The 22,509-nt window shown below is 54.8% G+C and carries 29 protein-coding genes and 1 rRNA gene; 11 read left to right on the top strand and 19 right to left on the bottom strand.

The window, feature by feature from the left end; genetic code table 11:
• Positions 1-83: 83 nt before the first annotated feature.
• From rrf to SYNC_RS11595, 3 genes are all read left to right on the top strand, one after another.
• Positions 84-200 (top strand): 5S ribosomal RNA (rrf, locus tag SYNC_RS11605).
• 98 nt (positions 201-298) lie between these two features.
• Complete coding sequence (locus tag SYNC_RS11600) at positions 299-1,231, top strand: YihY/virulence factor BrkB family protein (RefSeq protein WP_011620433.1); 933 nt, start codon at positions 299-301, stop codon at positions 1,229-1,231.
• 51 nt (positions 1,232-1,282) lie between these two features.
• Positions 1,283-1,633: a hypothetical protein gene (locus SYNC_RS11595; protein WP_011620432.1), complete on the top strand. Its 351-nt coding sequence runs from the start codon at positions 1,283-1,285 to the stop codon at positions 1,631-1,633.
• A gap of 4 nt (positions 1,634-1,637) precedes the next feature.
• Here the strand turns inward: SYNC_RS11595 and SYNC_RS11590 are convergent, their stop codons facing one another.
• The 8 genes from SYNC_RS11590 to SYNC_RS11560 form a co-directional block, all read right to left on the bottom strand.
• Positions 1,638-1,994, bottom strand: coding sequence for a DUF2834 domain-containing protein (locus tag SYNC_RS11590; RefSeq protein WP_011620431.1), 357 nt, complete (start codon positions 1,992-1,994; stop codon positions 1,638-1,640).
• The gene (gene xseB / locus SYNC_RS11585; protein WP_011620430.1) at positions 1,987-2,271 is read right to left on the bottom strand and encodes an exodeoxyribonuclease VII small subunit; all 285 of its coding nucleotides are present in this window, start codon (positions 2,269-2,271) and stop codon (positions 1,987-1,989) included. Before xseB ends, SYNC_RS11590 begins: the two co-directional genes overlap by 8 nt.
• Before the next feature lie 5 nt (positions 2,272-2,276).
• The gene (xseA, locus tag SYNC_RS11580; RefSeq protein ID WP_011620429.1) at positions 2,277-3,449 is read right to left on the bottom strand and encodes an exodeoxyribonuclease VII large subunit; all 1,173 of its coding nucleotides are present in this window, start codon (positions 3,447-3,449) and stop codon (positions 2,277-2,279) included.
• Positions 3,439-3,639, bottom strand: a complete 201-nt coding sequence (locus SYNC_RS14055; protein ID WP_011620428.1) for a hypothetical protein — start codon at positions 3,637-3,639, stop codon at positions 3,439-3,441. The genes xseA and SYNC_RS14055 overlap by 11 nt, the downstream gene beginning before the upstream one ends.
• Before the next feature lie 87 nt (positions 3,640-3,726).
• On the bottom strand, positions 3,727-3,870 hold the full coding sequence (locus tag SYNC_RS11575; protein WP_041426731.1) for a chlorophyll a/b-binding protein: 144 nt from the start codon (positions 3,868-3,870) through the stop codon (positions 3,727-3,729).
• A gap of 88 nt (positions 3,871-3,958) precedes the next feature.
• Positions 3,959-6,517, bottom strand: a complete 2,559-nt coding sequence (gene hrpB / locus SYNC_RS11570) for an ATP-dependent helicase HrpB (RefSeq protein ID WP_011620426.1) — start codon at positions 6,515-6,517, stop codon at positions 3,959-3,961.
• A 217-nt stretch (positions 6,518-6,734) separates the two neighbouring features.
• Entirely contained in the window at positions 6,735-7,118 is a 384-nt protein-coding gene (locus SYNC_RS11565; protein ID WP_006854531.1) for a hypothetical protein, read from the bottom strand.
• Between the two features lie 57 nt (positions 7,119-7,175).
• On the bottom strand, positions 7,176-7,433 hold the full coding sequence (locus SYNC_RS11560) for a DUF2973 domain-containing protein (RefSeq protein WP_041427118.1): 258 nt from the start codon (positions 7,431-7,433) through the stop codon (positions 7,176-7,178).
• 149 nt (positions 7,434-7,582) lie between these two features.
• Between SYNC_RS11560 and SYNC_RS11555 the strand changes: the two genes are divergently transcribed.
• On the top strand, positions 7,583-8,740 hold the full coding sequence (locus tag SYNC_RS11555; RefSeq protein WP_011620423.1) for a trypsin-like peptidase domain-containing protein: 1,158 nt from the start codon (positions 7,583-7,585) through the stop codon (positions 8,738-8,740).
• A gap of 21 nt (positions 8,741-8,761) precedes the next feature.
• Here SYNC_RS11555 and SYNC_RS11550 read toward each other — a convergent pair whose 3' ends face one another.
• Both SYNC_RS11550 and SYNC_RS11545 read right to left on the bottom strand, forming a co-directional pair.
• A complete protein-coding gene (locus tag SYNC_RS11550; protein WP_041426730.1) occupies positions 8,762-8,947 on the bottom strand; it encodes a hypothetical protein in 186 nt (61 codons plus the stop codon).
• Positions 8,948-9,064: 117 nt separating this feature from the next.
• Positions 9,065-10,816 (bottom strand): ATP-binding cassette domain-containing protein, encoded by a 1,752-nt coding sequence (locus SYNC_RS11545; RefSeq protein WP_011620422.1) that lies wholly within the window; start codon positions 10,814-10,816, stop codon positions 9,065-9,067.
• Between the two features lie 3 nt (positions 10,817-10,819).
• Between SYNC_RS11545 and SYNC_RS11540 the strand changes: the two genes are divergently transcribed.
• Positions 10,820-11,068, top strand: coding sequence for a hypothetical protein (locus SYNC_RS11540; protein WP_369791612.1), 249 nt, complete (start codon positions 10,820-10,822; stop codon positions 11,066-11,068).
• On the opposite strand, the gene SYNC_RS11535 is transcribed toward SYNC_RS11540, so the two are convergent.
• Complete coding sequence (locus SYNC_RS11535; RefSeq protein ID WP_011620420.1) at positions 11,046-11,273, bottom strand: hypothetical protein; 228 nt, start codon at positions 11,271-11,273, stop codon at positions 11,046-11,048. The genes SYNC_RS11540 and SYNC_RS11535 overlap by 23 nt on opposite strands.
• A 69-nt stretch (positions 11,274-11,342) precedes the next feature.
• Complete coding sequence (locus SYNC_RS11530) at positions 11,343-11,690, bottom strand: hypothetical protein (RefSeq protein ID WP_041426729.1); 348 nt, start codon at positions 11,688-11,690, stop codon at positions 11,343-11,345.
• Positions 11,691-11,827: 137 nt separating this feature from the next.
• On the opposite strand from SYNC_RS11530, the gene SYNC_RS11525 reads away from it, so the two are divergent.
• Positions 11,828-12,139, top strand: coding sequence for a hypothetical protein (locus tag SYNC_RS11525; RefSeq protein ID WP_041427115.1), 312 nt, complete (start codon positions 11,828-11,830; stop codon positions 12,137-12,139).
• Between the two features lie 76 nt (positions 12,140-12,215).
• Here the strand turns inward: SYNC_RS11525 and SYNC_RS11520 are convergent, their stop codons facing one another.
• Genes SYNC_RS11520 through SYNC_RS11500 form a run of 6 tightly spaced genes read right to left on the bottom strand, consistent with a single transcriptional unit; the run spans position 12,216 to position 18,491 of the window.
• A complete protein-coding gene (locus SYNC_RS11520) occupies positions 12,216-13,370 on the bottom strand; it encodes an anhydro-N-acetylmuramic acid kinase (RefSeq protein WP_011620416.1) in 1,155 nt (384 codons plus the stop codon).
• A 3-nt stretch (positions 13,371-13,373) separates the two neighbouring features.
• Entirely contained in the window at positions 13,374-14,078 is a 705-nt protein-coding gene (locus SYNC_RS11515) for a TrkA family potassium uptake protein (protein WP_011620415.1), read from the bottom strand.
• Positions 14,079-14,102: 24 nt separating this feature from the next.
• Positions 14,103-15,506: a TrkH family potassium uptake protein gene (locus SYNC_RS11510; protein WP_011620414.1), complete on the bottom strand. Its 1,404-nt coding sequence runs from the start codon at positions 15,504-15,506 to the stop codon at positions 14,103-14,105.
• 5 nt (positions 15,507-15,511) lie between these two features.
• Positions 15,512-15,637 carry a hypothetical protein gene (locus tag SYNC_RS15185; RefSeq protein WP_011620413.1) on the bottom strand — a complete coding sequence of 42 codons (126 nt, stop codon included), beginning with the start codon at positions 15,635-15,637 and terminating at the stop codon, positions 15,512-15,514.
• An 8-nt stretch (positions 15,638-15,645) separates the two neighbouring features.
• Positions 15,646-17,346 carry a GTPase HflX gene (gene hflX / locus SYNC_RS11505; protein WP_011620412.1) on the bottom strand — a complete coding sequence of 567 codons (1,701 nt, stop codon included), beginning with the start codon at positions 17,344-17,346 and terminating at the stop codon, positions 15,646-15,648.
• On the bottom strand, positions 17,343-18,491 hold the full coding sequence (locus tag SYNC_RS11500) for an NAD(P)/FAD-dependent oxidoreductase (protein ID WP_041426728.1): 1,149 nt from the start codon (positions 18,489-18,491) through the stop codon (positions 17,343-17,345). The genes hflX and SYNC_RS11500 overlap by 4 nt, the downstream gene beginning before the upstream one ends.
• A gap of 48 nt (positions 18,492-18,539) precedes the next feature.
• Here SYNC_RS11500 and SYNC_RS11495 point away from each other — a divergent pair, with 48 nt between their 5' ends.
• The gene (locus tag SYNC_RS11495; protein WP_041426727.1) at positions 18,540-19,349 is read left to right on the top strand and encodes a phosphoadenylyl-sulfate reductase; all 810 of its coding nucleotides are present in this window, start codon (positions 18,540-18,542) and stop codon (positions 19,347-19,349) included.
• Entirely contained in the window at positions 19,339-20,037 is a 699-nt protein-coding gene (locus tag SYNC_RS11490) for a type III pantothenate kinase (RefSeq protein ID WP_011620409.1), read from the top strand. Before SYNC_RS11495 ends, SYNC_RS11490 begins: the two co-directional genes overlap by 11 nt.
• On the opposite strand, the gene bcp is transcribed toward SYNC_RS11490, so the two are convergent.
• Positions 20,030-20,497, bottom strand: a complete 468-nt coding sequence (gene bcp / locus SYNC_RS11485) for a thioredoxin-dependent thiol peroxidase (protein ID WP_011620408.1) — start codon at positions 20,495-20,497, stop codon at positions 20,030-20,032. The genes SYNC_RS11490 and bcp overlap by 8 nt on opposite strands.
• Between bcp and SYNC_RS11480 the strand changes: the two genes are divergently transcribed.
• The 3 genes from SYNC_RS11480 to SYNC_RS11475 all read left to right on the top strand — a co-directional run bounded on the left by SYNC_RS11480 (position 20,496) and on the right by SYNC_RS11475 (position 22,495).
• Positions 20,496-21,191 (top strand): 4'-phosphopantetheinyl transferase superfamily protein, encoded by a 696-nt coding sequence (locus SYNC_RS11480; protein WP_237699218.1) that lies wholly within the window; start codon positions 20,496-20,498, stop codon positions 21,189-21,191. The two genes, bcp and SYNC_RS11480, sit on opposite strands and share 2 nt — an antisense overlap.
• Positions 21,192-21,194: 3 nt before the next feature.
• A complete protein-coding gene (locus SYNC_RS14825) occupies positions 21,195-21,368 on the top strand; it encodes a hypothetical protein (RefSeq protein ID WP_011620406.1) in 174 nt (57 codons plus the stop codon).
• A 494-nt stretch (positions 21,369-21,862) separates the two neighbouring features.
• A complete protein-coding gene (locus SYNC_RS11475) occupies positions 21,863-22,495 on the top strand; it encodes an alpha/beta hydrolase (protein ID WP_167897231.1) in 633 nt (210 codons plus the stop codon).
• The last annotated feature ends 14 nt before the right edge of the window (positions 22,496-22,509 follow it).

Raw genomic sequence — 22,509 nt, 5'->3', positions numbered from 1 at the left:
TGATCCAGATTGCATCATCAAGACGAAAGTTGAGGTGATGAAGCTATGCAGTTCTCAGGGATCAACCCTTGGGAATTTTCTATCCTGGTGTCCATAGCGCTGTGGAACCACTCCGATCCATCTCGAACTCGGTTGTGAAACGCAGCAGCGGCGACGATATTTGGGGGGTAGCCCCCTGAGAAAATAGCTCGATGCCAGGTAAAAACATTCCAAACGAAGAAAGCCATCCCTTGAAGGGGTGGCTTTTTTTGTGCCATTTCTCGCGTTACGTTGGTTTTGATTGGTGCCAGCAGCTGCCATGGCTAAACAAATCCGGCTGCGAAGGTTGGTTCGTAGTCTTTGGCGCGCCTGTTTGCGTTGGGCGAAGTGCGATTGCGTGGATCTGAGTGCTGCATTTGCGTATTACACGCTGCAATCGATCTTCCCGATCCTTCTCATTTCATTGTCAATTGCCTCGTGGTTTCTTGGCCGGCAAGATGCCTTAGAGAGCAAGATTATTGCCTATGCAAGTGGTGTTTTGCCGCCGTCGGCGGTAGTGATTGTGCAAAACACGCTAATGCAGTTAGTCCGTCAGGGATTTGGGGCTGGATTGTTAGGTGCTGGTGTGTTGTTACTCACTGCGGGTAATGTTTATCTAACATTGCAACGTGGTTCTGCAAGGCTTTGGGAGGGTGTGATCGTACCCCAGCAACGCAATCTGCCGTTCAAGCTTCAAGCAGTGCAGTTTATTCGAATCAGACTCGAAGCTTTTTTTGTAGTCATATTGATTGGCCTCTTAGTTGTTCTTGATCAGCTCAGTGCCAATGTGCGCATGATTCCTACTGCTGCTTTGACCGAGTTATCTGTCGCGATTCCTTGGCTTGGTGCCTTTCTATCTCATATCCCGGTCTTGCAATTTGGTCGGTTGATGGTTCCATTTCTCGGGTTTTCGGTGTCGGCCCTTTCTCTGCAATTTTTGCTTCCAAGTCGGAGAGTTCCGTTTAAGCCGCTCATACCAGGATCGTTATTAATTGGCTTTCTTCTTACTGTTCTTAATCTTGCAGTCAGTCGTAGCATTCTCTCTCTCGGGGCTCGTTACCAGGCGTATGGAGTAATTGGGAGTGTTCTCGTTCTCACCCTGTGGGTTTGGATGGTGGGTGTTGTGATTTATTTTGGTCAATGTTGGAGTGTTGAGCTAGCTAAGGCTTCTTTCAGGCATGGCAGGGATCCGAACAGATCCAACCATGCCTGAATGCAAAAAAACAGCGATTATGGAACCGTCGTTCGTTTGGAGTGTTGATTGATGGGACGCTTCCCTCCACTCCTTTGGTTGCTGCTGTTAGCGCTGTTGTTGCTGCCTACGGCAGCAGGCCGTGTCTTGCTTGATTTGGCTGGAGGCCTGCTCATTGCACTGCTTGCTTTACCAGTTGTTCTCGGTGGTTTGGGGTGGATCGGCTGGAAGGTGCTGCAGAGCCGTGTAAGAACGTGTGAGGCCTGTGGCTTGAGCACCATGACAACCGACGCTCAATGCCCTGCTTGTGGATCGATGTTTCCCTCTAAAAAATCTGGTGATTCATCTGCAGCAGCCGTTGAAGATTCTCGGCCAGCGAGTGATGTCACAATCGATATCAAGGCCGAGGATGTTGATCTTTAATGTCTCACTTTGTTTCTTGCATTGAATTGAGCTCTGTTAACTTGCGTTCTCTTAAATAGAGGAATAGTGGGCCTCCGCATGCAAAGGAAATGCTGAAACTCATAATTAAAGTGATCCACCAGCCCTTGATTTGTAGTTTTCTTCCTTCAGCAATGATCCAAATGCTGAAGGCTGATGCGGCAATGAAAAGATCCCTGTTTAATGAGCGGGAGGCTGGATTGATGTTGGCATCTTGGATAAACGTCTGGAGGTCAAATCCACCGCCGGCATTCATTTGTATGAATTCGAGATTGGCTTGCCAAGGAAGGATGGCTCCAGCGATGGCGAGCAAGAGGTAAGTCCATGGAAGGAATTTATTCATTGTTGCTCGTGTCGAGACTGCGTTCTTCCATGGTATTCGGATCGAGCTGGCGAACTGATTGTTCTACTTGGCTGAGAAGTAAGTCACAGTGATCGAGGTAGATCGAGGCACGAGCATAATTTCTTTGTAAATCCGCTATTGGAATGGAATCATCTTGTAATTGCCCTAGCAGCACATCAAGAGCTACCAAAGCTTCTTCATAGCTGAGCTTGGATGCATCTTCTTTCCAGGTGTCTTGTTCAGATGTCTTTGTAGGTTCGGGCTTTTTGCGAGGCATGGCTGTTAAGGAGATGTTTTTGAGTTAGATGTTTCATTCGCTTGAATGGTTTTGGCAACGGCCTGAATCACACCATCCTTGAGAAGGATTTGTAGCTGTTCATTGAGGCTGATGTCATTAATGCTTTGAATGGGCTGGCCGTTCGTTGTATTGAGCATCGCAAACCCCCGATTGAGCCATCGTTGGGGTGACAGAGCGCGCAACAATTGCTGCCGCTGTTGCCACTGATCTCGACGACGCTGAAGGGTTACCTCAGGTCGAAGTGCATCGAGCAGCAAATGTCGATCTCTTAGTCGAGAGTTGGCTTGCTCTAATCGCCAGCGTTTGTACTCGCTTAAGCGACTGCGTCGTTGGGTGATTGTTTGTTGTGCCGATTCTCTGCTCGGCATCAGCGTGACCATGGCGGCTGTGGGCGTTGCGGCTCGATGGTCTGCCACAAGATCAGCAACGGTGAGGTCATCTTCATGCCCGAGTCCTGTCACGACTGGAAGAGGGAAGGTTGCCAATTTTCGGCAAACCTCCGCATCATCAAAGACCATCAAATCTTCTCGGCTTCCTCCTCCTCGAGCGATCACGATTGCGTCCAATCCGAGCTGATGATGTGTTTCTGCAAGGCGATTTAGAACTCCGCAAATGATCGGCGCAACCTCCCCTTGGACGGGGATCGGCACCACAAGAAGCTCGCTCAAAGGCCATCGATCTTGTGCTGTCCGCAGCATGTCTGCGAGTGCTGAGCTGGGAACGCTTGTGAGGACGGCTAATCGGTTGGGATAGGCCGGCAACTTTCGATGCCGGCTGGGATCAATAACGCCTTCCTCTAGCAATTGTGCTTTGACCGTTTCAAACCGTCGCAACACGGTGGTCAGGCTGGGCCTCATATCGAGAACTTGAACAGCAAGGCTCGCTCGTGCTGACCAGAAATTGAGCTTGCCAATCACGGTGACTCCGTCACCGTCGGCAGGAACAAAGTCCAATTGTTTTAATTTTGAGGCCCAGGCCACAGCAGTGATGCTCGCCTCTCCATCACTCAACGTGAGCCAGAGATGCCCCTTTTTGACTTGAGGTCTCGAGACTGTTGCTTGGATAACAAACCGAGGAGCAAAACCCCGCTCCAGCAAAACGCCGATTGCGTTGTTGAGTTCGCGGACGGAGTAGCTGGGAAGTGATTCAGCGCTCAAGACGTTGGTATGCCAATCCCCAGTAGATGCAGACGATTCCAGAAACGATGCTCAGGATGATTCCCCACGTCTTGTCAACCTGAGTCAATCCGATGGCTAGGAAAACCAGCATGCTGCTCAGCAGCCTGGCTCCTTCACGGCGATTGCTAGCAAAGAAGGGAAGCATTGCTAACGGCGCGAATCTATCCATTTTGGCTTAGTGAGTGGTTCCCATAAAAAAATCCCGCCAGATGGCTGGCGGGACTGAAGGCTGGGACTCGGCCTAGCTCTGAACGAATCAACCGAGACCTACTTGGGTCAGGATGCCTTGACCGGTTAGAAGCTCGGTGCCTAGGCCGATGACGAAACCAAGCATGGCAAGACGACCATTCCAGGTCTCAGCGAAATTGACGAAGCCGAAGCGAGATGAGGTGTCAGACATGTAAAACTCCAATACCCCAATATCTTAACAAACCTTAGTGTTCTCTTGGCTGTCCCTTTGGATACATTTGGGGCGATCGGAAAGCGCTTCAGGGGCGGACCTTCCTTTTGGCCGTGGGCTCGGCATTCGTTGGATCCTCTGGCCAGGGATGCTTGGGATAGCGACCGCGCATCTCCTTGCGCACCTGTTCGTAGCTGCCCCGCCAGAACCCAGCAAGGTCGCGGGTGCGTTGAAGTGGGCGTCCTGCGGGAGATAACAATTCAATCGTCACGGGGAGTTGGCCATTCAAAACAGCAGGTCCCTCGAGGCTGCCAAACATTTCTTGCAGCTTGACCGACAGCACAATGTCGTCATTTTGATAGTTCAGTGCTGCATTGCGCCCTGAAGGGATTTTGATCTGCGTTGGTAAGAGCTGATCGAGTTGCTGGCGGTTCGACCAGGTGAGATCTCCCCAAAGGGCTTCCATCAGTTGCTCTTCCTTGACGTCGTCCCAACCTCTGCAATCCATCAAAGTGTCGCCAATCCAGGTGTTGGGATGCTTTCCCAAGTGTTGGAGAGTGCGTAGCGGCCACGGGGCTCCCAGCCGTTGGTGGGCCAGAGCGAGACGACTGCGAAGTTGTTCTGTTCGCTGGCTCCAAGGAAGTACAGCTAATCCGTCTTTGCGTAGTTGCTTGATCAAGACATCCCGACTTTGCTCACAAGACGCCTGTTGTTGTGTCTGTCGCTCGAGTTCCAGCGCACCAAGCTGCAAGACCCGTTCTGCTTTGACTCGCTTGGTTTGCTCGTCCCAAAGCACTCGCTCTTGCCAGTGGCCGATCTGATCGGCAAGGTCCCTAACCCATTGCTGTGTGAGGGGGAGGGCCAGTCGGATCTTGGCTCTCGTGTCACCGAGGTCGAGCTGTGCAATCGCAAGAGCAGCGGCGCCATCGAGCGGATCGCTGACTTGCAAAGCCGCACCGCGGCCTTGGCGAAGTAAAAATTGTCCGCGTTGTCCCGGACGTGCCACTGCAACCCATTCTGGAAAAGCTGTTGCAACCAGCTGAGCTGCGATTTGCTCGTCTGTCGCCTCAATGCCTTGGTGCTCTTGTTCCTGGTCGAATTGACCTAATTGTTGGAGCCATCGACGGCTCTGATCGAAGACTGTTCTGAGGCGATCAGCTGCTGCACGATCCCCTGTGCTTCGCGATGAGCTTCGGTTGTTCCGGAGAAAGAGCATGCGGCTCCAAAGGTCACTGCCGTAGTTGTGCTGGCTTAAGAGATCGCGCTCATTGAGGATGGCGGCGAGATCGGCTCCTAGTTGCGGTCGCCCCAAGGCACACGCTTGAAGTAGGAGCAGGCCCAGGCGTGGATGGGCACCAAACCGAGCCAACTTTTGCCCGGTGTTCGTGGGGCATCCTTTTGCATTAAGGGCTCCTAGAGCAAGCAATTGCCGGCGACCTTCCTGAAGTGCGGCCCGTGGAGGGGGCTCGAGCCAAGGCAAGGATTCGCCTAAACCAGCCCCCCAGAGGGCGAGGTCGAGCACGGTTGGTTGAGGGTCAGCTCGCTGCAACTCAGGAATGTCGTGGGCTGGCCGACGTTGCTGTTCGGCAGGAGACCAAAGCCTGATGCAACGACCGGCGTTTTGGCGCCCAGCACGGCCTCGCCGCTGATCAGCACTGGCCTGACTGGCCGGCACGGTGATCAGTCCCTCCATTCCAGTCCCAGGGTCAAATTGGGTATGGCGAGTGAGTCCGCAATCGATCACAAGGCGAACACCGTCCAGGGTGAGAGAGCTTTCGGCGATGGACGTTGCCAAAATCACGCGTCCCTCCTTCTTCTGGTTGCAAGGCTTCAGTGCCCGCCCCTGCTCTGCGAGGGATTGCCTTCCATGCAGAGCGATGACGTCCCATTGGCTCAGTAGGCCTGACTTGAGTAAACGTTGCCGGCAACGTTCGATCTCCCGTAATCCAGGCAAAAAAACCAAGACTGTGGGTGGCTTCTCACCACTGTTATCCGTAGTGGGCAGGTAGGCCATCTCCTGCTCAATCGCTCGTAAAACGCTCCCCTCGAGAGGTTCATTCACCTTGGGTGAGAGGTGTTGCGTCTCAACAGGGAAGGCCTTCCCTTCGCTCGTGAGTACCTGTGCATGAGGTAGTTGGGCGCGCAGGTTGGTGAGATCCAGAGTTGCCGACATCAGCAGCAGACAGAGATCTGGCCTGAGGAGTTCCTGCGCTTCACGAACCAATGCAAGCGCTAATTCACTGTTTCGACTGCGCTCATGGAATTCATCAAAGATCACGCAATTAATCCCTGTGAGCTCGGGATTGTTTTGCAGTCGACGGAGGAAGAGCCCGTCCGTCATCGCTTCAATCCGCGTGCGAGAGGAGCGCTTTTGCTCGTGCCGAACGGAATAGCCAACGCGTTCCCCAAGCGGTTCGTTCAGGCTGGCTGCGAGCCTGGTTGCTGCAGCCCTTGCCGCAAGTCGCCTGGGCTCAAGCATCAGGGAGCGACCGGGCAGAGGCTCAGTTCCTGCAATTTCTCCAAGAAGTGCCAAGGGCACCCGGGTTGTTTTGCCGGCACCCGGCGGTGATTGCAGTAAGACCGTGGCACCTGGAACCAGACTGGCTCGCAGTCTTGGCAATAAGGGATCAATGGGGAACTCGCCCAATGCCGCTCGCCTTTAGCTGAAAAAGTTGATCATCCCAACGAGCAAAATGCTGCTGAGGGCTCCGAAGGCCGCCAAGAGCCTCACCAATGGACCAAAGCGAACAGAAATGGAGGCCATGAAGAAATCCTTAAGGCCGGATTGAATTCATGTTTAGCTGAGCTCAGGGAGGATTCTCACTCCCTGTTTGCAGTGCTTCACAACTTCCCTAAATCAGACGTCAGCGAATGTGACGTGCCCCGTCAACAGGGTGGTATTCCTCACCCGTGAGCTCTTCATAAACGATGGCTGGGAGCCCTGTTTCGAACATGGTTTGCAGTGCCTCCTTGAGATAGGGGTTCCAGCCTCCTGTGCTGACATCGCCATGACGCACGGTCCAGTCCCAGGTGCCCTGTAGGTCTCGTGGAATGCGGCCTTCCCGATCTCGGCGCGCCACTAGATCCAACGATTCGACCAGTCCCACCTGAATAGGGTCTTTCCCGTAGGCAGGAGTCAGGCTGAGTTCAAGCCGAACAGGATCTTCTTTCAACAGCCTTAAGCGGAAGCGGGGCGGCAGTTTCACGGATTTGATTACCGCAGCCACAATCCGTGTTCGTTGATCCACCTAGGAGTCCCCTTTACGAGTCAATAGGACAACTCAAGCAGTTGCCATCAACCCAACTTATTCACCGGGGTTCGAAGTTGGATTTGGAGGTTCACTATCGCTGCCAAATCGCACGGTCAAAAGATCCTCCTCCGTGAGGCGTCCTTCTCCATCAAGAAGCTCTGGATGAATCGTCAGGCGACCTGTCCGGTCGACTTTCTCCGACACAAGCGGTTTGCTTGCAGCATTGAACCCTCGTCCCATCACACGAAAGGCTTGCCACAACAGGACGATGAAGATCAGTCCATAGACAAGAGGAAACAGGCTGCTGAGCATGGCAATCACCGCAGAACTCGGAGATGGGCCTAACCATCCATTCCATCATCGCTCCTTGTCGACAAAGGGACGTTGCTTTTGCGGACCCTGGTCGTATCCAGTCATGAAATCGCAGGAAATGGGTCTGTTCTTCTGGGGATTCACTTCCTATGGTCACGGTGACTCATCACGTTGATGAAATCGCGGCCATGGCGGTGTCTAATCCTTTGCTCTCATTGGTTTGCGCTGGTGCGTTGACATTCCCCGGGTTGCTGATGCAACCGCCTCGAGCGTTCTCCGCAGGGGCTGCACAAGCCGTCGCACCTAAGTCGTTCGTTGCGCAAGCTGTCGCACGCAGTGGACCGGCTGTTGTCACTCTTGAAACGCAGCGAACTGTCAGGGCGATGGGTGGAAATGGACTCCCTAGGAGCTTGATGGCGGATCCATTCCTGCGCCGCTTTTTTGGGATGCAATCTCAATCGGCTCCGCGTTCACGGGTTGAGCGTGGGCAGGGAAGTGGCGTGATTTTTGATGAACAAGGCTTGGTTCTGACCAACGCTCATGTCGTGGAGAATGCGGATCGAGTCACGGTGGGACTGCCTGATGGCAGACGTGTCGCTGGTCGGGTGATTGGGCAGGATTCTCTAACCGACTTGGCCGTTGTGCAGTTGGAAACAAGAGGGCCATGGCCTACGGCGCCCTTGGGCAACTCAGATCGTCTTCAGGTGGGGGATTGGGCTATCGCTGTGGGGAATCCCTTCGGTCTTGAGAACACAGTGACGATGGGTATTGTCAGCAACCTCAATCGCAACATGTCACAACTGGGAATTGCAGGAAAGCGTCTTGATCTCATCCAGACAGACGCTGCGATTAACCCTGGTAATTCGGGTGGCCCGTTGTTGAACGCTCGTGGTGATGTGATTGGAATCAATACCCTCGTGCGGTCAGGACCAGGGGCAGGTCTCGGTTTTGCAATCCCTATCAATCGGGCACGGGCGATCGCCAGTCAGCTCGTCAAGGAGGGAAGGGCGAGTCACCCCATGGTGGGTGTGGGGCTTTCAACGGTTCCTGCCCCAAGACCAGGGGCGACTGCTCCTCCTGGAGCTGTGATTCGATCAGTCGTGCCAGGTGGCCCCGCCGATCGTGGGAACTTGCGAGTCGATGATGTGATCGTGTCAATCGATGGTCAATCGATTAGCAATCCCTCTGAAGTTGTTTCGGCGATCGATCGACATGGAGTAGATCGACCCTTAAATCTTGAAGTGATGAGATCAGGTCAACGTATGACTCTTGCAATTACGCCCGTTGAGATGACAGCTTTGCGTTGATAGTCGTCTCGTATCTATTAATTAGCCGTCTGTGTCTTTGAGTTGCTCTACGCAGCGTGTAATGCATTCCCCATCATCGAGGGAGCACGTTGTGATGCACTCGAAGTAAGTCTCCACAGCGTCCCAAGTCTGTGCATGCTCAGCGCTTTCAGTCATGGACGAAGCTGCCCCAGCGGCAGTGACATGACGTGCTTGGGTGTTGTGCATGGCCGACTGGGGATCAGTGATGTCAGCCTATCCACACCGTCTGAACTGGTAAAGAGAAATGAGTTTTCCTGCCTAAACAAGTGTGAAGTTTCGTCTTGCGGCTAAGGGGAGGCCTTGCTACGCAGCGTTCTTTTTGCGGGCAGCACGCTCTTTTTGCTTTGCGTTATTCGCTTTGCGCTTGGCTTCTTTCTCGGCAATCAGCCGCTTTGTCTCAGCTTCAGCCCTTTCCTCAGCCTTTTTGTCTTGGTAGTAAGCGTAATTTCCCCGATATGTCACGAGTTCACCATCGTGAATTTCCACGATTTTGTTTGCTACACGTGAGATGAAGTAACGGTCATGCGATACAAGCAAAGCAGCTCCTTCGTAGTCGCATAGCGCGTCTTCAAGCATCTGTTTGGCAGGGATATCGAGATGGTTTGTGGGCTCATCCAGAACCAGTAAATTGCAGGGACTGAGCAACATCAGAGCAAGGGCAAGGCGTGCTTTCTCCCCGCCACTAAGTTTGCCGACGTCCTTAAAAACACTGTCGTTGCTGAAACAGAAACTCCCCAGTAGTGAGCGCACTTGAGTTTGTGTCCAATCAGGAACGGCTTCGAACATGGTCTCAATCACCGTTTTGTTGAGATCAAGGGCTTCTGCTTGGTTTTGTTCGAAATAGCTGGCAATGATGTTGTGCTCCCCGAGCCTTGCTGAACCTTCATCAGGACTTTCGACTCCCATGATCAAGCGGAGCAGGGTGGACTTTCCGGCTCCGTTGGGACCAACAAAGGCGATCCGATCCCCTCTCTCGATTTCGAGATCAGCTTCCATGAAAAGGATGTTTTCCCCGTAGCTGTGGGTCATGTTGTCGATGACAGCCACCTGTGCCCCAGATCGTGGTGCGGGGGGGAATCGGAAACTGGGTCCACTCACCGACTCAACCGGGGCATCAACCCTCTCCACTTTGTCCAGCTGCTTTTCTCGGCTTTTTGCCTGGGTGCTGCGCGTTGCACTGGCACGGAATCGATCGATGTAGGCCTGTTGGGTTGCGATCTCTTTCTGCTGTCGTTCAAAAGCTGCTTGTGAGGCTTCTTGCTCGAGTGCTTTTTGTTCGAGGTGCGAGGTGTAATTGCCCAAGTAGGCCCTCGAGACTCCTCGCTCCGTGCTCACAATTTGATTGCAGACACGATCCAGAAATGTACGGTCATGACTGATCACGACCAATGCAGCCTTTTGTTCGATGAGATATCCCTCGAGCCACTGAATCGTTTCGACATCGAGATGGTTGGTTGGCTCGTCTAATAGAAGAAGATCAGGGTCTTGTAGGAGGATTTTCCCAAGTGCCAGGCGCATTTGCCAGCCGCCGGAGTAGTCCGAAACCAGGCGGTCTGCTTCCTCGAGCTTGAAACCGATGGTGGGGAGCAATTTGTCGATTCGTGCATCGAGCTCGTAGCCATGCAGTCCTTCAAACCGGGTCTGCAGTCGCCCTAGTTCGTGAATGAGCGCGTCGAGATGATCGGGATCTTTCGCCGCGCGTTCGGACCCCATCTCCAATTCAACTTTTTTTTGTTTGCCCAGCACGATGGCGGCCTCGCCAAAGGCTTGAAACAGCTCTTCTCGTACCGTGCGGCTGGGGTCAACATCGAATTCCTGCTGCAGGTAAGCGATTCTTGGCTCGCCTTGCTTCACGATTTGGCCACTGCTGGCTTCTTCCATGCCAGCAATCAGCCGTAGCTGGGTTGATTTGCCTGCTCCATTCACGCCAACAAGGCCGATACGGTCTCCGGGCTTGACCTCCCAGGTCACATCCCTCAGAACTTCTCCGGTGGGATAAATCTTGCCGACTCGCTCAAGTCGCAGCACGGAGTGGAGGCAGGGATAACCCATCATCCCGTGTCGGGGTTTCCAGGCAGACTGCTGGAGCTTGGAGGAGGCTCAATGCGTCGACTAGAGCAAGTCACGGCCCTTGTGGTGGCAGCCGGTCTTGCCGTGATTAGTTATTGGTTGTTTTTTAGTTGGGCAGGAGGAGGAGGTGTGCGAGAACGTTCGGCACCGAAGCGTGCCTTCGCGCCCTCTGGCCAATCATTGGAGTCCAAGGACTCCACGCAAGCAGCCGAAATTAAAGCCCCCCCCTCGCTTTGATCAGCCATTGCTTAGTGATCTCGTCGTCGAGACTGTTGATGTGATCCTTCACCTCTTGGAGCGTGACAGGCAAGTTGAGTTGATTTCCGATTTCGCAGATGGAATCGAGGGCTCCTGAAGGATTTTGAAGTGCCTGCCTGAATAACCCCTTGCTGAGGTCTCGATCATTCTCAATGCGTGCGTACAGCGCAGCTGCGTTGGACATGATCGTCATGCTTCTGACGAAACCTTATTCACGCCATCACGAACTGCCATCCCTTCCCTATGCAGCTCGCTATGCCGCTTGGTCGAGCTCCGTGGCTTTAAGCCCAGAGGCTGATGCGTCTTCCATGCTGCGGGCATCCATGCAAAGCACTTTGCGCAGCTGGGCGTAATTGGCTGCTTGTGACCGGCGTCCGTCTTGAACGGCGCTGTATTCAGCTCGTTGGAGCACGTGATGGAGGTGAGTGAGCAGGTAGGTGCTGATGACAGCTGAAACCAGCACTTCGCTGTTTTCAGGGGTTCGGCTCGGGCGCCGAGTCTTTCGTCGGTCGTTGCTTTGACGATTGTTTTTACGAGGAACCGGCTTGGTAGCTGGAGGTAGCTGGGGTGAGCTGATGTCCTGGCTTTGGGAATGGGGCATGGCACTCCTGGAATGGGTGGGCCGAGGGCCTGGCCTGCAGTTGGATCAGGGATCTGATCAATGACAGCAGCATAGTGCTGGATACTACCCTTGCACATCTCTGTACACTTTTAAGTAGCTCTGCCTCTTTCTGGGTCGTGGCCACTCGCCAAAATTCATCCAGTGGGAAGCCCAAGTCACCTCGTATTCAGGTGGTGCTCCCCGAAGATCTTTGCCTCCGCTTGACGGCGTTGGCTGAGGATGAATCGCGCACGGTCAGCAACATGGCCAAGGTGTTGATTCAGCAAGGGGTTCAGCGATACGAACAGGGAGGCGACAGGCAAGTGGCAGCTCCAGTAGCGGCTGCAAATCAGTCGTCAACAGAGCAATTACGCAGTGCTCTGGAGTCGAAGCAAACCGGTCGGCTGCGGGGCGCACCACGTCGCGTCAGGCTTCATCGCCCGACTTGATCCAGCTTGACTTCAAGGTCTTTACGTAGGTGTTTTATGACTGGTCTGCGGCATTCACTGCGCGGCTGCTGGGCCATCAAGCCGGATTGACGCGTACTCCGAGGACGACCTCGTGCTGTGCACCAGTGATCGCAGGTGCATTTCCTGGATATCCCAAGTGATGCCACCACGCCAACAGAGCAAACACCATGGCTTCACGGCTTTGGCTGGGGAGTTGAAGCTCGTCGCTGCGACGCAGTCTTAGGCCTCGGCAGCGTGTGTTGAGTTCTCGCATCAACGTGAGGTTCTTGCTGCCACCGCCAGCGACCACTAGCTCGATGGGGAGGGGATGGTTTTGGTTGGAGAGCTGTTGAAGATCTTGCGCTACAACAGCCGCTGAGAAGGCTGTGAGCGTCGCGATTTGATTGGCAATCGGTTGTCCTTGCATGTCTCGAAGGCGCCTCGTTAGATCGGCTCGTCCGAAGACTTCACGACCTGTGGACTTGGGAGGGTTGAGCTGGAAGTAAGGCTCAGCAAGCCAGCGCAGAATCAAGGCTTCATCGCAGTGACCAGTCTCCGCAAGGCGGCCGCCCTGGTCGCAGCTTTCCTCCCCTTCGCTGAACTGTTCCATCGCCAGGTCGATCAAGCTGTTGGCAGGCCCGCAATCCCACCCCCTGACGGGTTGGAGTCGATCAGGACCTGCATCAGGTGGAATGAGGGTGAGATTGGCGATGCCACCCAAATTCAGCAATGCTCTCCAGCCTTTGGTTCGTCCCAAAAGGGCCGCATCAGCTTTGGGAACAAGCGGTGCTCCTTGACCTCCAAGTGCCAGATCAGCAGCCCGAAAGTCGAAGATCACAGGGCGATTCAGCAGTTGCGCCAGCAGGGGTGCTTGCAGCATCTGCCAGCTCGCTCCACGCTGAAGTTCGCCAGTTCCCGCTCGTTTGGGAGGTCGATGCCAAAGGGTCTGGCCATGACATCCCACCAGCTGCGCCTGTTCTTCTGGGTCGCACTGAAGAGCTGCTGCGGCCTGAATCTTGGTGATCGTTTCGGAAAGATTGAGGAGAGAGGAGGCGGTTTTGGCTTCGCCTTGGCCCACGGCCAAGATCAGTTGTCGTGTCGAGGTTGGATAGTCCAGCGATGCCGACCGCAACAGTGACCAACGGGGATGGTCGGCGGACCCGGAGAGTTCGACAAGAACAGCATCTACGCCATCGGCGCTTGTGCCGCTCATCAATCCGAGAACGCGCATGACTCAGGTTTTCGGAAGCTCTTGAAGATCGTCGGTTAAACCCATCACCACGAGAACGTGCCCTTCTTGAAGCACATGGGACGCTGGTGGGTTGACCATGAGTTCTTTCGCCGGACCTGCCGCAAGAACATTCACGCGAAAATTCTTGCGCAGGTTTAGGTCTCGTAGCGAGCGCCCCACGAACATCCCAGGCACCTTGATTTCTTCAATCGAATGATGCTTATCGAGTTCGAGTCGCTCCATCAGGTTGGGGCGTACCAATTCCACACCCAGCCGTTCGCCCTGCATTCGGGAGGGAAAGACCACTCGATCTGCTCCCACGCGCTTGAGCATTTTTTCGTGCAAATCGCTGGTGGCGCGTGCAATGACGCGCCGAACCTTGCTTCCTGCACTGTCTTTGGCAATGAGTGTGGCCGTGATGCTGGCTTCGATGGGTTCGCTGATGGCGACAACCACTGTTTCCATATCGAGGATCCCCGCTTCGCGAAGCGCTTCCTCATCGGTGCAGTCCACAATCCGGGCTTCGATCGAGGGCTCAAGTTGGCGTAGTTCCTCGATTGCCTTGGAGGAACGGTCGACAGCAAGAACTTCAGCACCGTTTTGCATCAGTTCCTTGCAGACAGCACTCCCGAAACGACCCAATCCCACAATCCCGAAGCTTGAAGGTTCTGCCTGGTTGGATTGGGACCAATGCCACCACTCCCTCACTGCATTGCTCCCAGGGATCGGTGATCAGACATAGAGATCTTCACGGGGATAACCAACGCGATTCTCGCGCTGTAGGTGTCCACGGTTGAAACTCTCCCAAATGGCGCTCAAAAGCAAGAGGATTCCCAGGCGTCCCACAAACATTCCCATCACAAGCACAAACTGACCAAAAGGAGCCAGCTGCCTTGTAACGCCTAGATCCAATCCCACGGTGGCAAAGGCGGAAATACACGTAAAAACCAGCTCCAGGAAAGTGAAGGGTTCTTCTCCGCTGAGATTGCTGCTTAGTGCCAATAGGAGGGCCATCCCCAGCACAAACAGAAGTGAGGCAACTGTGATGCTTAAAGCGCGCAGCACAACTTTGTCGGAGATCTGTCGATGGCGAATTACTACATCATTGTGACCTCGCAGGGTAGAGCGCGTAGCGGCCATAAGGGCTGCCACCGTTGTTGTTTTGATTCCACCTCCTGTTCCTCCCGGACTCGCACCGATGAACATCAGGGTCATCACCAACAACAGGCCTGAATCGGAAATGCTGTTCAGAGAGAGGGGAACCGTGGTGAATCCAGCGGTTCTTGAACTCACTGATTCAAAAAGGGCGCTCATTAACCGTTCTCCCCACCCCATATCTGTGAGCACATGGCCTAGCGAGAGGGATTCCGTCAGCATTAATCCGAAGGTCCCGATCAGGATGAGAAGACCAGAGGTGCGCAGAACGAGGCGCGTGTGCAGGCTGAGATGACGTCGTCTAAGCCGTTGGCGATTGATCCATAGGTCATTGGTGACACGCCAGCCCAGTCCGCCCAGGATTACCAACACCATGATCACTGCGTTCACAGTGTTGTTGGTGCGATAACTCTCAAGACTGTCGTTCCAGAGTCCAAAACCAGCGTTGTTGTACGCAGAAATGCTGTGAAAGAGAGCGGCCCATAGACGTTCTCCTCCAGGCGCAATGTCTGTAAAGCCAAAGACATAGAGCATGAACGCCCCAATCAAGATCAGCACTACAGCAGTGAGTGCAATGCCGCGAAAGGTGGTTCCTACACCCCCTACGCCAAATTCATCGAGGGTTTGACCACGATCGAGGCGACGCCGAAGAGCGGTTCCGCGAACCACAAACCCCTGCAGAAATGTCGTGACCGCCATCAATCCCAGGCCTCCGACCATGATCATCATGGCCAGCACGATTTGCCCAGGGCGGGTCAGATCTTCGCGGATGTCGATCACCGAAAGCCCTGTCACTGTCACGGCTGATGTGGCTGTGAAGAAGGCTTCCCACAGGCCCACTCTGGAGCTTGAACACAGTGGTGTCGCGAGGATCAGTGTGCCGGCTGCGATGACAAGTAACCCCGTTACAACGGTGAACTGGGGAATTGTTAGGCGGCGATACCAGGCCTGAGTGCGGTGAATGGCGTAGGGAATTGGCATCGCTTTCACCTGCCTCTCTGTGGCAAGACAATCAATGCAGCACTCCTGAGCGACAGCATCAGACCAGGCCGTCGTAGCGCCTGGAGGATGAGGGTGGGAGCCTGCTGATGACTATCGATGAGCTCAGCCATGGTTTAGCTCAGCCATGGTCGGGGAATGATGGCTGTTGGGTGAAGGATTCAGGGGTTGGTTCGCCGTCCCAAAACTGCTTTTCAAGCCAGTTTCGCAGACCCTTCAGTCCCGTACCCTCCGTGGCTGATAGATAGATCACATCCGGTTCGAGCGTGCGAATCGCATCGATCGCCGAAGCGTCGCAACGATCAATTTGGTTGGCCACCACTTTGCGCAGTTGGTCACAGCTGAGGCCATCCAAGAGTTGATGAACCGCTTCCAATTGTGATTGCCAATCGGGGTCGGCGAGATCCACCACCAGTAGCAACAGATCGGCCTCGCGTGTTTCCTCCAACGTGGCTCTGAATGCTTCCATCAGCGGTTTGGGAAGTTCACGAATGAATCCCACGGTGTCTGTCATGAGCAACTCTTTCGGTGCCGCTGATGTTTGGGGAAGGCTGAGTCTTCGCGTCGTGGGATCAAGCGTGGCGAATAACTTGTTCTCCGCCAGAACCGCCAGCCCTGGATTGCGACAGCACAGCGCGTTTAAAAGAGATGATTTTCCGGCATTGGTGTAACCCACGAGGGCGACGCGAGGTAGGCCGTCCCTGCGATCGCGCAAGCGGGCACGATGGGCTCCTAGATCGATCAGTGATCGCCCGAGATGTTCGATGCGACGGCTGATGGCGCGGCGATCCTTCTCCAATTGGGTTTCACCTGGCCCTCGCGTTCCAATCCCTCCTCCTTGGCGCGAGAGGCTGAGGCCGCGGCCTTTCAGCCTCGGAAGCCGATAGCGCAATTGAGCGAGCTCAACTTGAAGTCGTCCAGCGGCGCTCGCCGCTCGCTGGGCAAAAATATCCAGAATCAACTCACTGCGGTCCATCACTGGGCAGTCAATGATTGACTCAAGATTGCGGGCTTGAACTGGAGAGAGTTCCCGATCTGTGATCACGAGCGTGGCTTGATGGCGTCTCGCTTCGAGCGCCGCCTCTTGTAATTTTCCAGTACCCCAGAGTGTCTGAGGGTTGGGTTGTCCCTGTCGTTGCCGGCAGACCGCAACGGGCAGTGCACCTGCGCTGCGAACGAGCCCCTCCAATTCAGCCAGATCCCTCTCGCTCCGCTGTGTGTCGGCACCCGTGAGAATGAGCAGCAAGACCCGTTCTTGTCCTTCAGAAGGAGCCGTCGCAGCTCGAGTGGAATCAAGTTCTTTCTTGGCCTCTGGAGCGGGACGGTCGCAAAGCTCCATGAGAGTGCCAAGGGCGGCTTGATGCCAGCCAGACTGATGTCCTGGATCTGGTTGCCAAAGTGAGGCGAGATGCCCACCTCCTGTGGAGGGCGATGCCTGAAAACGAAGCCAGGTATCGGGCTTGAGGTCGAGGGCGACGACGGCATCTCTGCCATCGGGCTTCAGGTCCGTTCCCGCTTTTCCTTGCAAGCTGCTGATCAACCTCCAGCGTCGCTTGATCCGTCGTGGCCCTCCAGGTAGATGGCTGCGTAATTGTTCTGATTCGCTCAGGGGCCCGACCCAGAGCAGTCGGCAGAGTCCTCGTTCGTCGACGATCAGATGCAACGGCTGCCCCAAATCGAGCACCAGCTCAGACAGTCGTTCCAGGGTGAGCGGATCAGCGCCGCTTGAGCTGGGGTGCCTCCTCTGACTCAGACGCTCAAGCTGACGGTTCAGTGACGGGCGTAGGCCATTTGTTCGGCCTGCTAGACGAGCCTGTTTCAAGAATGAACCAGCCAGGCGCCTGCAGACCTCAAGCTCAAGGAGAGTCCTGGCATTCGAGCGAGGTAAGTGAGTCGCCTCATGCGATAGGCGAGTGGGCCGGCAAGGGTGAGTCCCATTCCTGTAATCGAGGCGTCTCCCATGCCAAGACTGAGCATCTCTCCAAGATCTTGAAACTGAAAACTGGGAACAGCCTGTCCTCTTCGAATGGCCTGAAGTGTTCGAGCCGCCGCCGCTCCTTGCTGGAGTGCCGATTGCGCAGAGCGGGGCCAAGGGGCGTCTGCATCGTTATGAGAGGCGACATCCCCAAGGACCACGACATTGGGGTCTGTCGTTAATTGCAACCCATCGTCAACACAGAGAAGCCCTCGCTCCCGGGTGGGGTTGGGGCTCAGGGTGGGCAGCACCGGTTTGGTCCCTGCCGTCCAGATCAAACCGTCATGGTTGAGAGATTGCGGTAAGTCGTTTGTAAGGAGTTGTACGGCGTTTGCTGATAAGGAGGTCACGCGGGTGTTCAGGTGACGATGCACGCCCCGTTGATCAAGTGCCTTTTGTGCTTGTTCACGATTGAAGGCTCGGGAGCGGGAGAGAATGCTGTCCCCTAATTCGACGAGATGAACGGCGGCGGATCCCTTCAGCATGTCGCTGAGTTTGCAAGCCAATTCAACGCCTGTTGCTCCTGCGCCAACGATGACCAGTGCCCCATCCTTGGCTGCTCGATTGCAAAGACTGTGGACGCGTTCTTTGAGTGGAGGAATATCCAGTAGGGAATGAAAGGTCAGGGCATGCTCCTTGACTCCTGCAATCCCAAAGTCATCGGGCTCAGAGCCAGTTGCGAGCACCAGCTGGCTGTAGTTCAGAACCTGGCCGCGGCTGGTTTGTAGAGATTTCTGCTCTGTATTGATCGATGTCACTCGGTCATCGAGGTGGGGAATGCGTCGCCCCTGGAGAAGACTGTCGTAGCTGGGAGCGATCTCCCAGCTCTTCATTTCGCCGCTGAGAAGCTCATAGAGAAGAGGTAAGAAGAGGAATTGTTGGCGCGGCTCAATCAATAACAACGGCGGACGTGGCCGTTGATTACTCAGCGCTAATGCTGTTGTTAGACCTGCAAATCCACCTCCCACAACAATGATTGGATCGTTGTGCATGGTGGTGTCGGAAGTCAGAACTTCAGAAATGGTTTTGAAACCATAGACATGACACCATGCCCCTCGGCGTTGGAAGATGGAGAGATGAGGGATGTGTCCACCTCCAAGAATCAGCCTGTCGTTGCCGCTGGCCCCAAGGCTGAGGCGGCAGAACTCCAACACGCGCGTGAGCAGCTTGAGCCGTTGGATGCGCGCGCAAGGTTGCTATGGGCCTATGAGCAGTTTGGGTCGGGTTTTGCCCTGACAACGAGCTTCGGAATCCAATCCTCTGTGTTGCTGCACTTGTTGAGCGGGATGGATCGAGGCCGAGATATTCCAGTGATCTGGGTGGATACCGGCTATCTCCCCCCTGAGACCTATCGCTACGCCGAAGATCTTCGCGAACGCTTCGATCTGAATCTCCACATCGCTCAGTCTTCCTCGTCTGCAGCTCGGATGGAGGCGCTCCATGGCCGCCTCTGGGAATCAGGTGTTGTTGAGGACATGGAGCTCTACCTCAAAATCCGCAAGGTAGAGCCCCTTGAAGAAGCGATGCATCGTCTTCAGGTGTCTTGCTGGGCGAGCGGTGTGCGCCGTGCTCAGACGGATACACGCCGAAGCATGACTGCGCTCGATCCCATTCGCGGTCGCTTGTCCCTGAGGCCGCTATTGGAGTGGACCTCACGCGATGTCTTCTACTACATGAAGGAGAACGATCTTCCTCAGCACCCCTTATTTGATCAGGGGTATTCCACGGTTGGAGACTGGCACTCCAGTGGCCCTGACGGGCAGGAGGCGACGGGACGAGACACTCGCTTTGCTGGCCTGAAGCAGGAATGTGGCATCCACGTGCCAGGTGTTATGGGTGATGGCATCTAGCGAGGACCTTCGATCCCGATGCTTGCTGATTGGAAACAGCCGCTGGCACTGGGCAGAGCAGACAGGGGCTTCTCAATGGGTCTACCAGCATGAGGCCGCGGCGCCTGAGGCGTTGGATCCACCTAGTGATCTCCTCGCATGGGCGGCTGTGGGGGTGATCCCAAACCATCCTTGTTTGCAGTCCAGTAAACGGTTGAACCTGAGTGCGATCCCCCTTCAGGGGATTCCCCCTTGGTTAGGCATCGATCGAGCGCTCGCTGGATGGGGAGCTTGGCGTGCGAATCAAAATCGTGTTGGCGTCCTAGTGGTGGATGCAGGCACGGTTCTCAGCCTTACCAGAATTTCTGCGGATGGATCGTTCTCTGGAGGGTTGTTGGCGGCTGGTTATGGCCTTCAATTGCGCGCGATGGGTGAGGCCACAGCAGGCCTTACAGCGACCTCGCCCTTGGTTTTAGAACCCGAAGATGCGGAGCCTTTCCCTTTCGAGACTCAGGCAGCCATGCGCTCTGGAGCGCAGCAAAGTTTGGTGGGTCTTATCCGTGAAGCCCACGCGCAAAGCCCTTGGCCGATTTGGCTCTGTGGAGGCGATTCCCCCCAACTACTCCCGAAACTTCAGGACCAGTTGGGGATGGAGGTGCTTCATGCCCCGAACTTGGTGATGGAGGCGATGGTCGAGCTGATCAGCTGATGCCTAAATCACTGAGGATTTGATCGGCCATGGAATCAGATTTCACTTTGCGGTAGATCAATTCCAACCGTCCTTCCGCGTCTACGACGAAGGTGTGTCGCATCATCCCCATGGATTCGCGACCCATGAACTTTTTCAGACCGTAGCTCTCAAAGCTGCTGGCAACGGGGCAGGGATCTTCATCACTCAACAGCGTGAAGGGCAATTCCTGTTTGGCGATGAAGCGCGTATGGGATGACGCGTTGTCCTTGCTGATCCCCAAGACGTGAATTCCATGGTCCTTGAAGGAGGACCAGCGATCTCGGAAATTGCAGGCCTCTTTCGTGCAACCAGGGGTGGCGTCTTTGGGATAGAAATAGATCACCACGCGCTTCCCCCGCAAGGAGGCCAAGTGCACGGGTTCTCCGTTTTGGTCAGGAAGTGTGAAATCAGGCGCGAGATCGCCGATCTGCAAAGTCATGGAGGAAGGCAACAGCCGGAGCGGAAGCGTAACCGTGATGTGGCTTGGACCGGCTTCCTCAAGGGATCCTTGCGTGTCAGATCAAGAACAAGCTTGGGCTTGCAACTTGGGTCAGACCCGTCAGCAGCGTTTCCTTGGCTCCCGATCGTGGATGCGTTCGTGTCTTAGTGATTTGTGGGGCGTGCCCGCGCAGGAAATTCCCCTGCATGCGCCCCCGGGTGCGCCTCCCTCGATGCACTTGGGTTGGGGATTTGTGAGCCTCAGCCATAGCCAAGACTCTGCGTTGATGGCCTGGTCTTCTGCCCCCGTTGGGGTTGATTTAGAGCGGTTGAATCGTCCCTTCGCTTCTGAAGCGCTGATGAGGCGTTATTACGGATCAAGCGAGCAGCACCAATTGAAAGGCCTCCCCAAACAAGCGTTTCACCAGAGTGTTTTGGAGCACTGGCTGATCAAGGAAGCTGCGATTAAGTGGCAACAGGGATCTCTGGCACAGGATCTGTCGCATTGGGTTGTGGCGGGCGATCGGTTGAGTGCAAGCCACCAGGGCAAAGGTCTTCAGGTATCAGCGCACTATCGCCATCTAGGGCAATGGGGTATGGCGATCGTTTCAGCTTGCGATCAGAATTTGACTGGAGTAAGGATCTGCCTAAGTCATGATTACAACTGGAATCAAGATTCTCCTTGGCGTGACTGAAGCTTGGATGCGATCTGTTCCCACCGCGGAGTCAGCTCTTTTTTCGGCGGCCTGCTAGGAGTGATCGCAACTAGCGAAACGCAGGTGTTGACTCCCGGAGAAATTGGTCTCCCAACGGATGCACGACTTGTTCAGCAGCTCAATGATCAAGAGACCAGCTTGTTGAATCAACCTTGATAAGCCGAAACCTTGCTTAGGGCGTTCATGCGCGGTCAGCCCGCCAGCTTTTATTGGGGACAATTTGCGTCATCGCTGGTTGCCCCTGGATTGAGTGGAGATAAGACGTGGATGTTCGCGTTGAACCGAAAGCCCGCAGTACGCGCTTATGGCTGACCCCTCAATGTGGGAGTGAAAACTATGTTGCGATTGTGCAATCCAAATGGCTTCAAGCTTGTAAGGCCTCAGCGTTGACGGATAACGCCTTTTTCTGCTGAACAGAAAGATGCTGTTTGCCCTTAAGGATGGAAGGTGTTTGAGACCTCAGAGATCTGAGTTTTGACCGCTTTAAAGCACTAATAAAGCGAGAGTCGTGAGTCTCGATTTAATACCTATAGTGCATTGGTTCTAATAGTGCGCATTAGGGACAGTTTCTTGTACTGGACCCACCATTTTTGTTGGCAATTCATTTTCCTGCGACTAAGTTTTAAATGATGTCTATATCTCCATCGTCCGTGTTCACACGTCTTGCAGCTGGCGTTCTCGCCGCCGCTTCTCTCACAACTCTGGCTGTTGCAGCCGAAGCCGCTGAGCGCCCTGTGCGCTGGAAAACCGGTGGTGCTGTTTGGTCCACTAAGTCTTCAGCTTTCAGAACCTTCTTCGCTGACGGTGAAATCACCGATCGCGGCCTCCAAGGTGGAATCAACAATTCCGGTTGGACTGCAGAAGAAATCCAGGAAGGCATGACCCGTTCTTACGAGGTTGACCTCGTGGGCGTTTCACGTTTTCTCTATTCCAGCGACGGCGTTGCCTTCCTGCAGGATCAGACCAAGAGCTACTACCCCTACTGGAGGAAGCAGGAGACAGCCGTTGTTGCTCTTCGCTCCGCCATCATTCTTGACGCTGCTGACGGCCAGATCTCTTCTGCCGGCATCCTGAATGCTCTCCCCGTTGATTTCGCTCTGGCTGACAACGGTGCATCTGATGGCTCCCAGAACGTCTGTAAGGACGGTCTTGATGGCGCCCAGGCCACTTCACTGATGTCTTGGTACGTCTTCCTGCCTGCTTGTGTGCAAGCCAAGCAGATCCTTCCTGCTGCTCCCGCACCTCGCGCTGCTGCACCTGCTCCCGTTCGCGGCCTCTGGTGATCGCACGGCTTCGG

The sequence above is a fragment of the Synechococcus sp. CC9311 genome (assembly GCF_000014585.1).
GTDB lineage: Bacteria > Cyanobacteriota > Cyanobacteriia > PCC-6307 > Cyanobiaceae > Synechococcus_C.
The sequence above is the reverse complement of the archived record's forward strand: the minus strand, read 5'-3'. Positions and strand labels throughout refer to the sequence as shown.

What these genes read in the sequence shown, in the direction of transcription:
- SYNC_RS11600 (WP_011620433.1), top strand. Translation starts at nt 299, where the DNA reads ATGGCTAAACAAATCCGGCTGCGAAGGTTGGTTCGTAGTCTTTGGCGC.
- SYNC_RS11595 (WP_011620432.1), top strand. Translation starts at nt 1,283, where the DNA reads ATGGGACGCTTCCCTCCACTCCTTTGGTTGCTGCTGTTAGCGCTGTTG.
- SYNC_RS11590 (WP_011620431.1), bottom strand. Translation starts at nt 1,994, where the DNA reads ATGAATAAATTCCTTCCATGGACTTACCTCTTGCTCGCCATCGCTGGA.
- xseB (WP_011620430.1), bottom strand. Translation starts at nt 2,271, where the DNA reads ATGCCTCGCAAAAAGCCCGAACCTACAAAGACATCTGAACAAGACACC.
- SYNC_RS14055 (WP_011620428.1), bottom strand. Translation starts at nt 3,639, where the DNA reads ATGGATAGATTCGCGCCGTTAGCAATGCTTCCCTTCTTTGCTAGCAAT.
- SYNC_RS11575 (WP_041426731.1), bottom strand. Translation starts at nt 3,870, where the DNA reads ATGTCTGACACCTCATCTCGCTTCGGCTTCGTCAATTTCGCTGAGACC.
- SYNC_RS11560 (WP_041427118.1), bottom strand. Translation starts at nt 7,433, where the DNA reads ATGCTCAGCAGCCTGTTTCCTCTTGTCTATGGACTGATCTTCATCGTC.
- SYNC_RS11555 (WP_011620423.1), top strand. Translation starts at nt 7,583, where the DNA reads ATGGTCACGGTGACTCATCACGTTGATGAAATCGCGGCCATGGCGGTG.
- SYNC_RS11550 (WP_041426730.1), bottom strand. Translation starts at nt 8,947, where the DNA reads ATGCACAACACCCAAGCACGTCATGTCACTGCCGCTGGGGCAGCTTCG.
- SYNC_RS11545 (WP_011620422.1), bottom strand. Translation starts at nt 10,816, where the DNA reads ATGATGGGTTATCCCTGCCTCCACTCCGTGCTGCGACTTGAGCGAGTC.
- SYNC_RS11535 (WP_011620420.1), bottom strand. Translation starts at nt 11,273, where the DNA reads ATGTCCAACGCAGCTGCGCTGTACGCACGCATTGAGAATGATCGAGAC.
- SYNC_RS11530 (WP_041426729.1), bottom strand. Translation starts at nt 11,690, where the DNA reads ATGCCCCATTCCCAAAGCCAGGACATCAGCTCACCCCAGCTACCTCCA.
- SYNC_RS11520 (WP_011620416.1), bottom strand. Translation starts at nt 13,370, where the DNA reads ATGCGCGTTCTCGGATTGATGAGCGGCACAAGCGCCGATGGCGTAGAT.
- SYNC_RS11510 (WP_011620414.1), bottom strand. Translation starts at nt 15,506, where the DNA reads ATGCCAATTCCCTACGCCATTCACCGCACTCAGGCCTGGTATCGCCGC.
- SYNC_RS15185 (WP_011620413.1), bottom strand. Translation starts at nt 15,637, where the DNA reads ATGGCTGAGCTCATCGATAGTCATCAGCAGGCTCCCACCCTCATCCTC.
- SYNC_RS11500 (WP_041426728.1), bottom strand. Translation starts at nt 18,491, where the DNA reads ATGCACAACGATCCAATCATTGTTGTGGGAGGTGGATTTGCAGGTCTA.
- SYNC_RS11495 (WP_041426727.1), top strand. Translation starts at nt 18,540, where the DNA reads ATGACACCATGCCCCTCGGCGTTGGAAGATGGAGAGATGAGGGATGTG.
- SYNC_RS11490 (WP_011620409.1), top strand. Translation starts at nt 19,339, where the DNA reads ATGGCATCTAGCGAGGACCTTCGATCCCGATGCTTGCTGATTGGAAAC.
- SYNC_RS11480 (WP_237699218.1), top strand. Translation starts at nt 20,496, where the DNA reads ATGGAGGAAGGCAACAGCCGGAGCGGAAGCGTAACCGTGATGTGGCTT.
- bcp (WP_011620408.1), bottom strand. Translation starts at nt 20,497, where the DNA reads ATGACTTTGCAGATCGGCGATCTCGCGCCTGATTTCACACTTCCTGAC.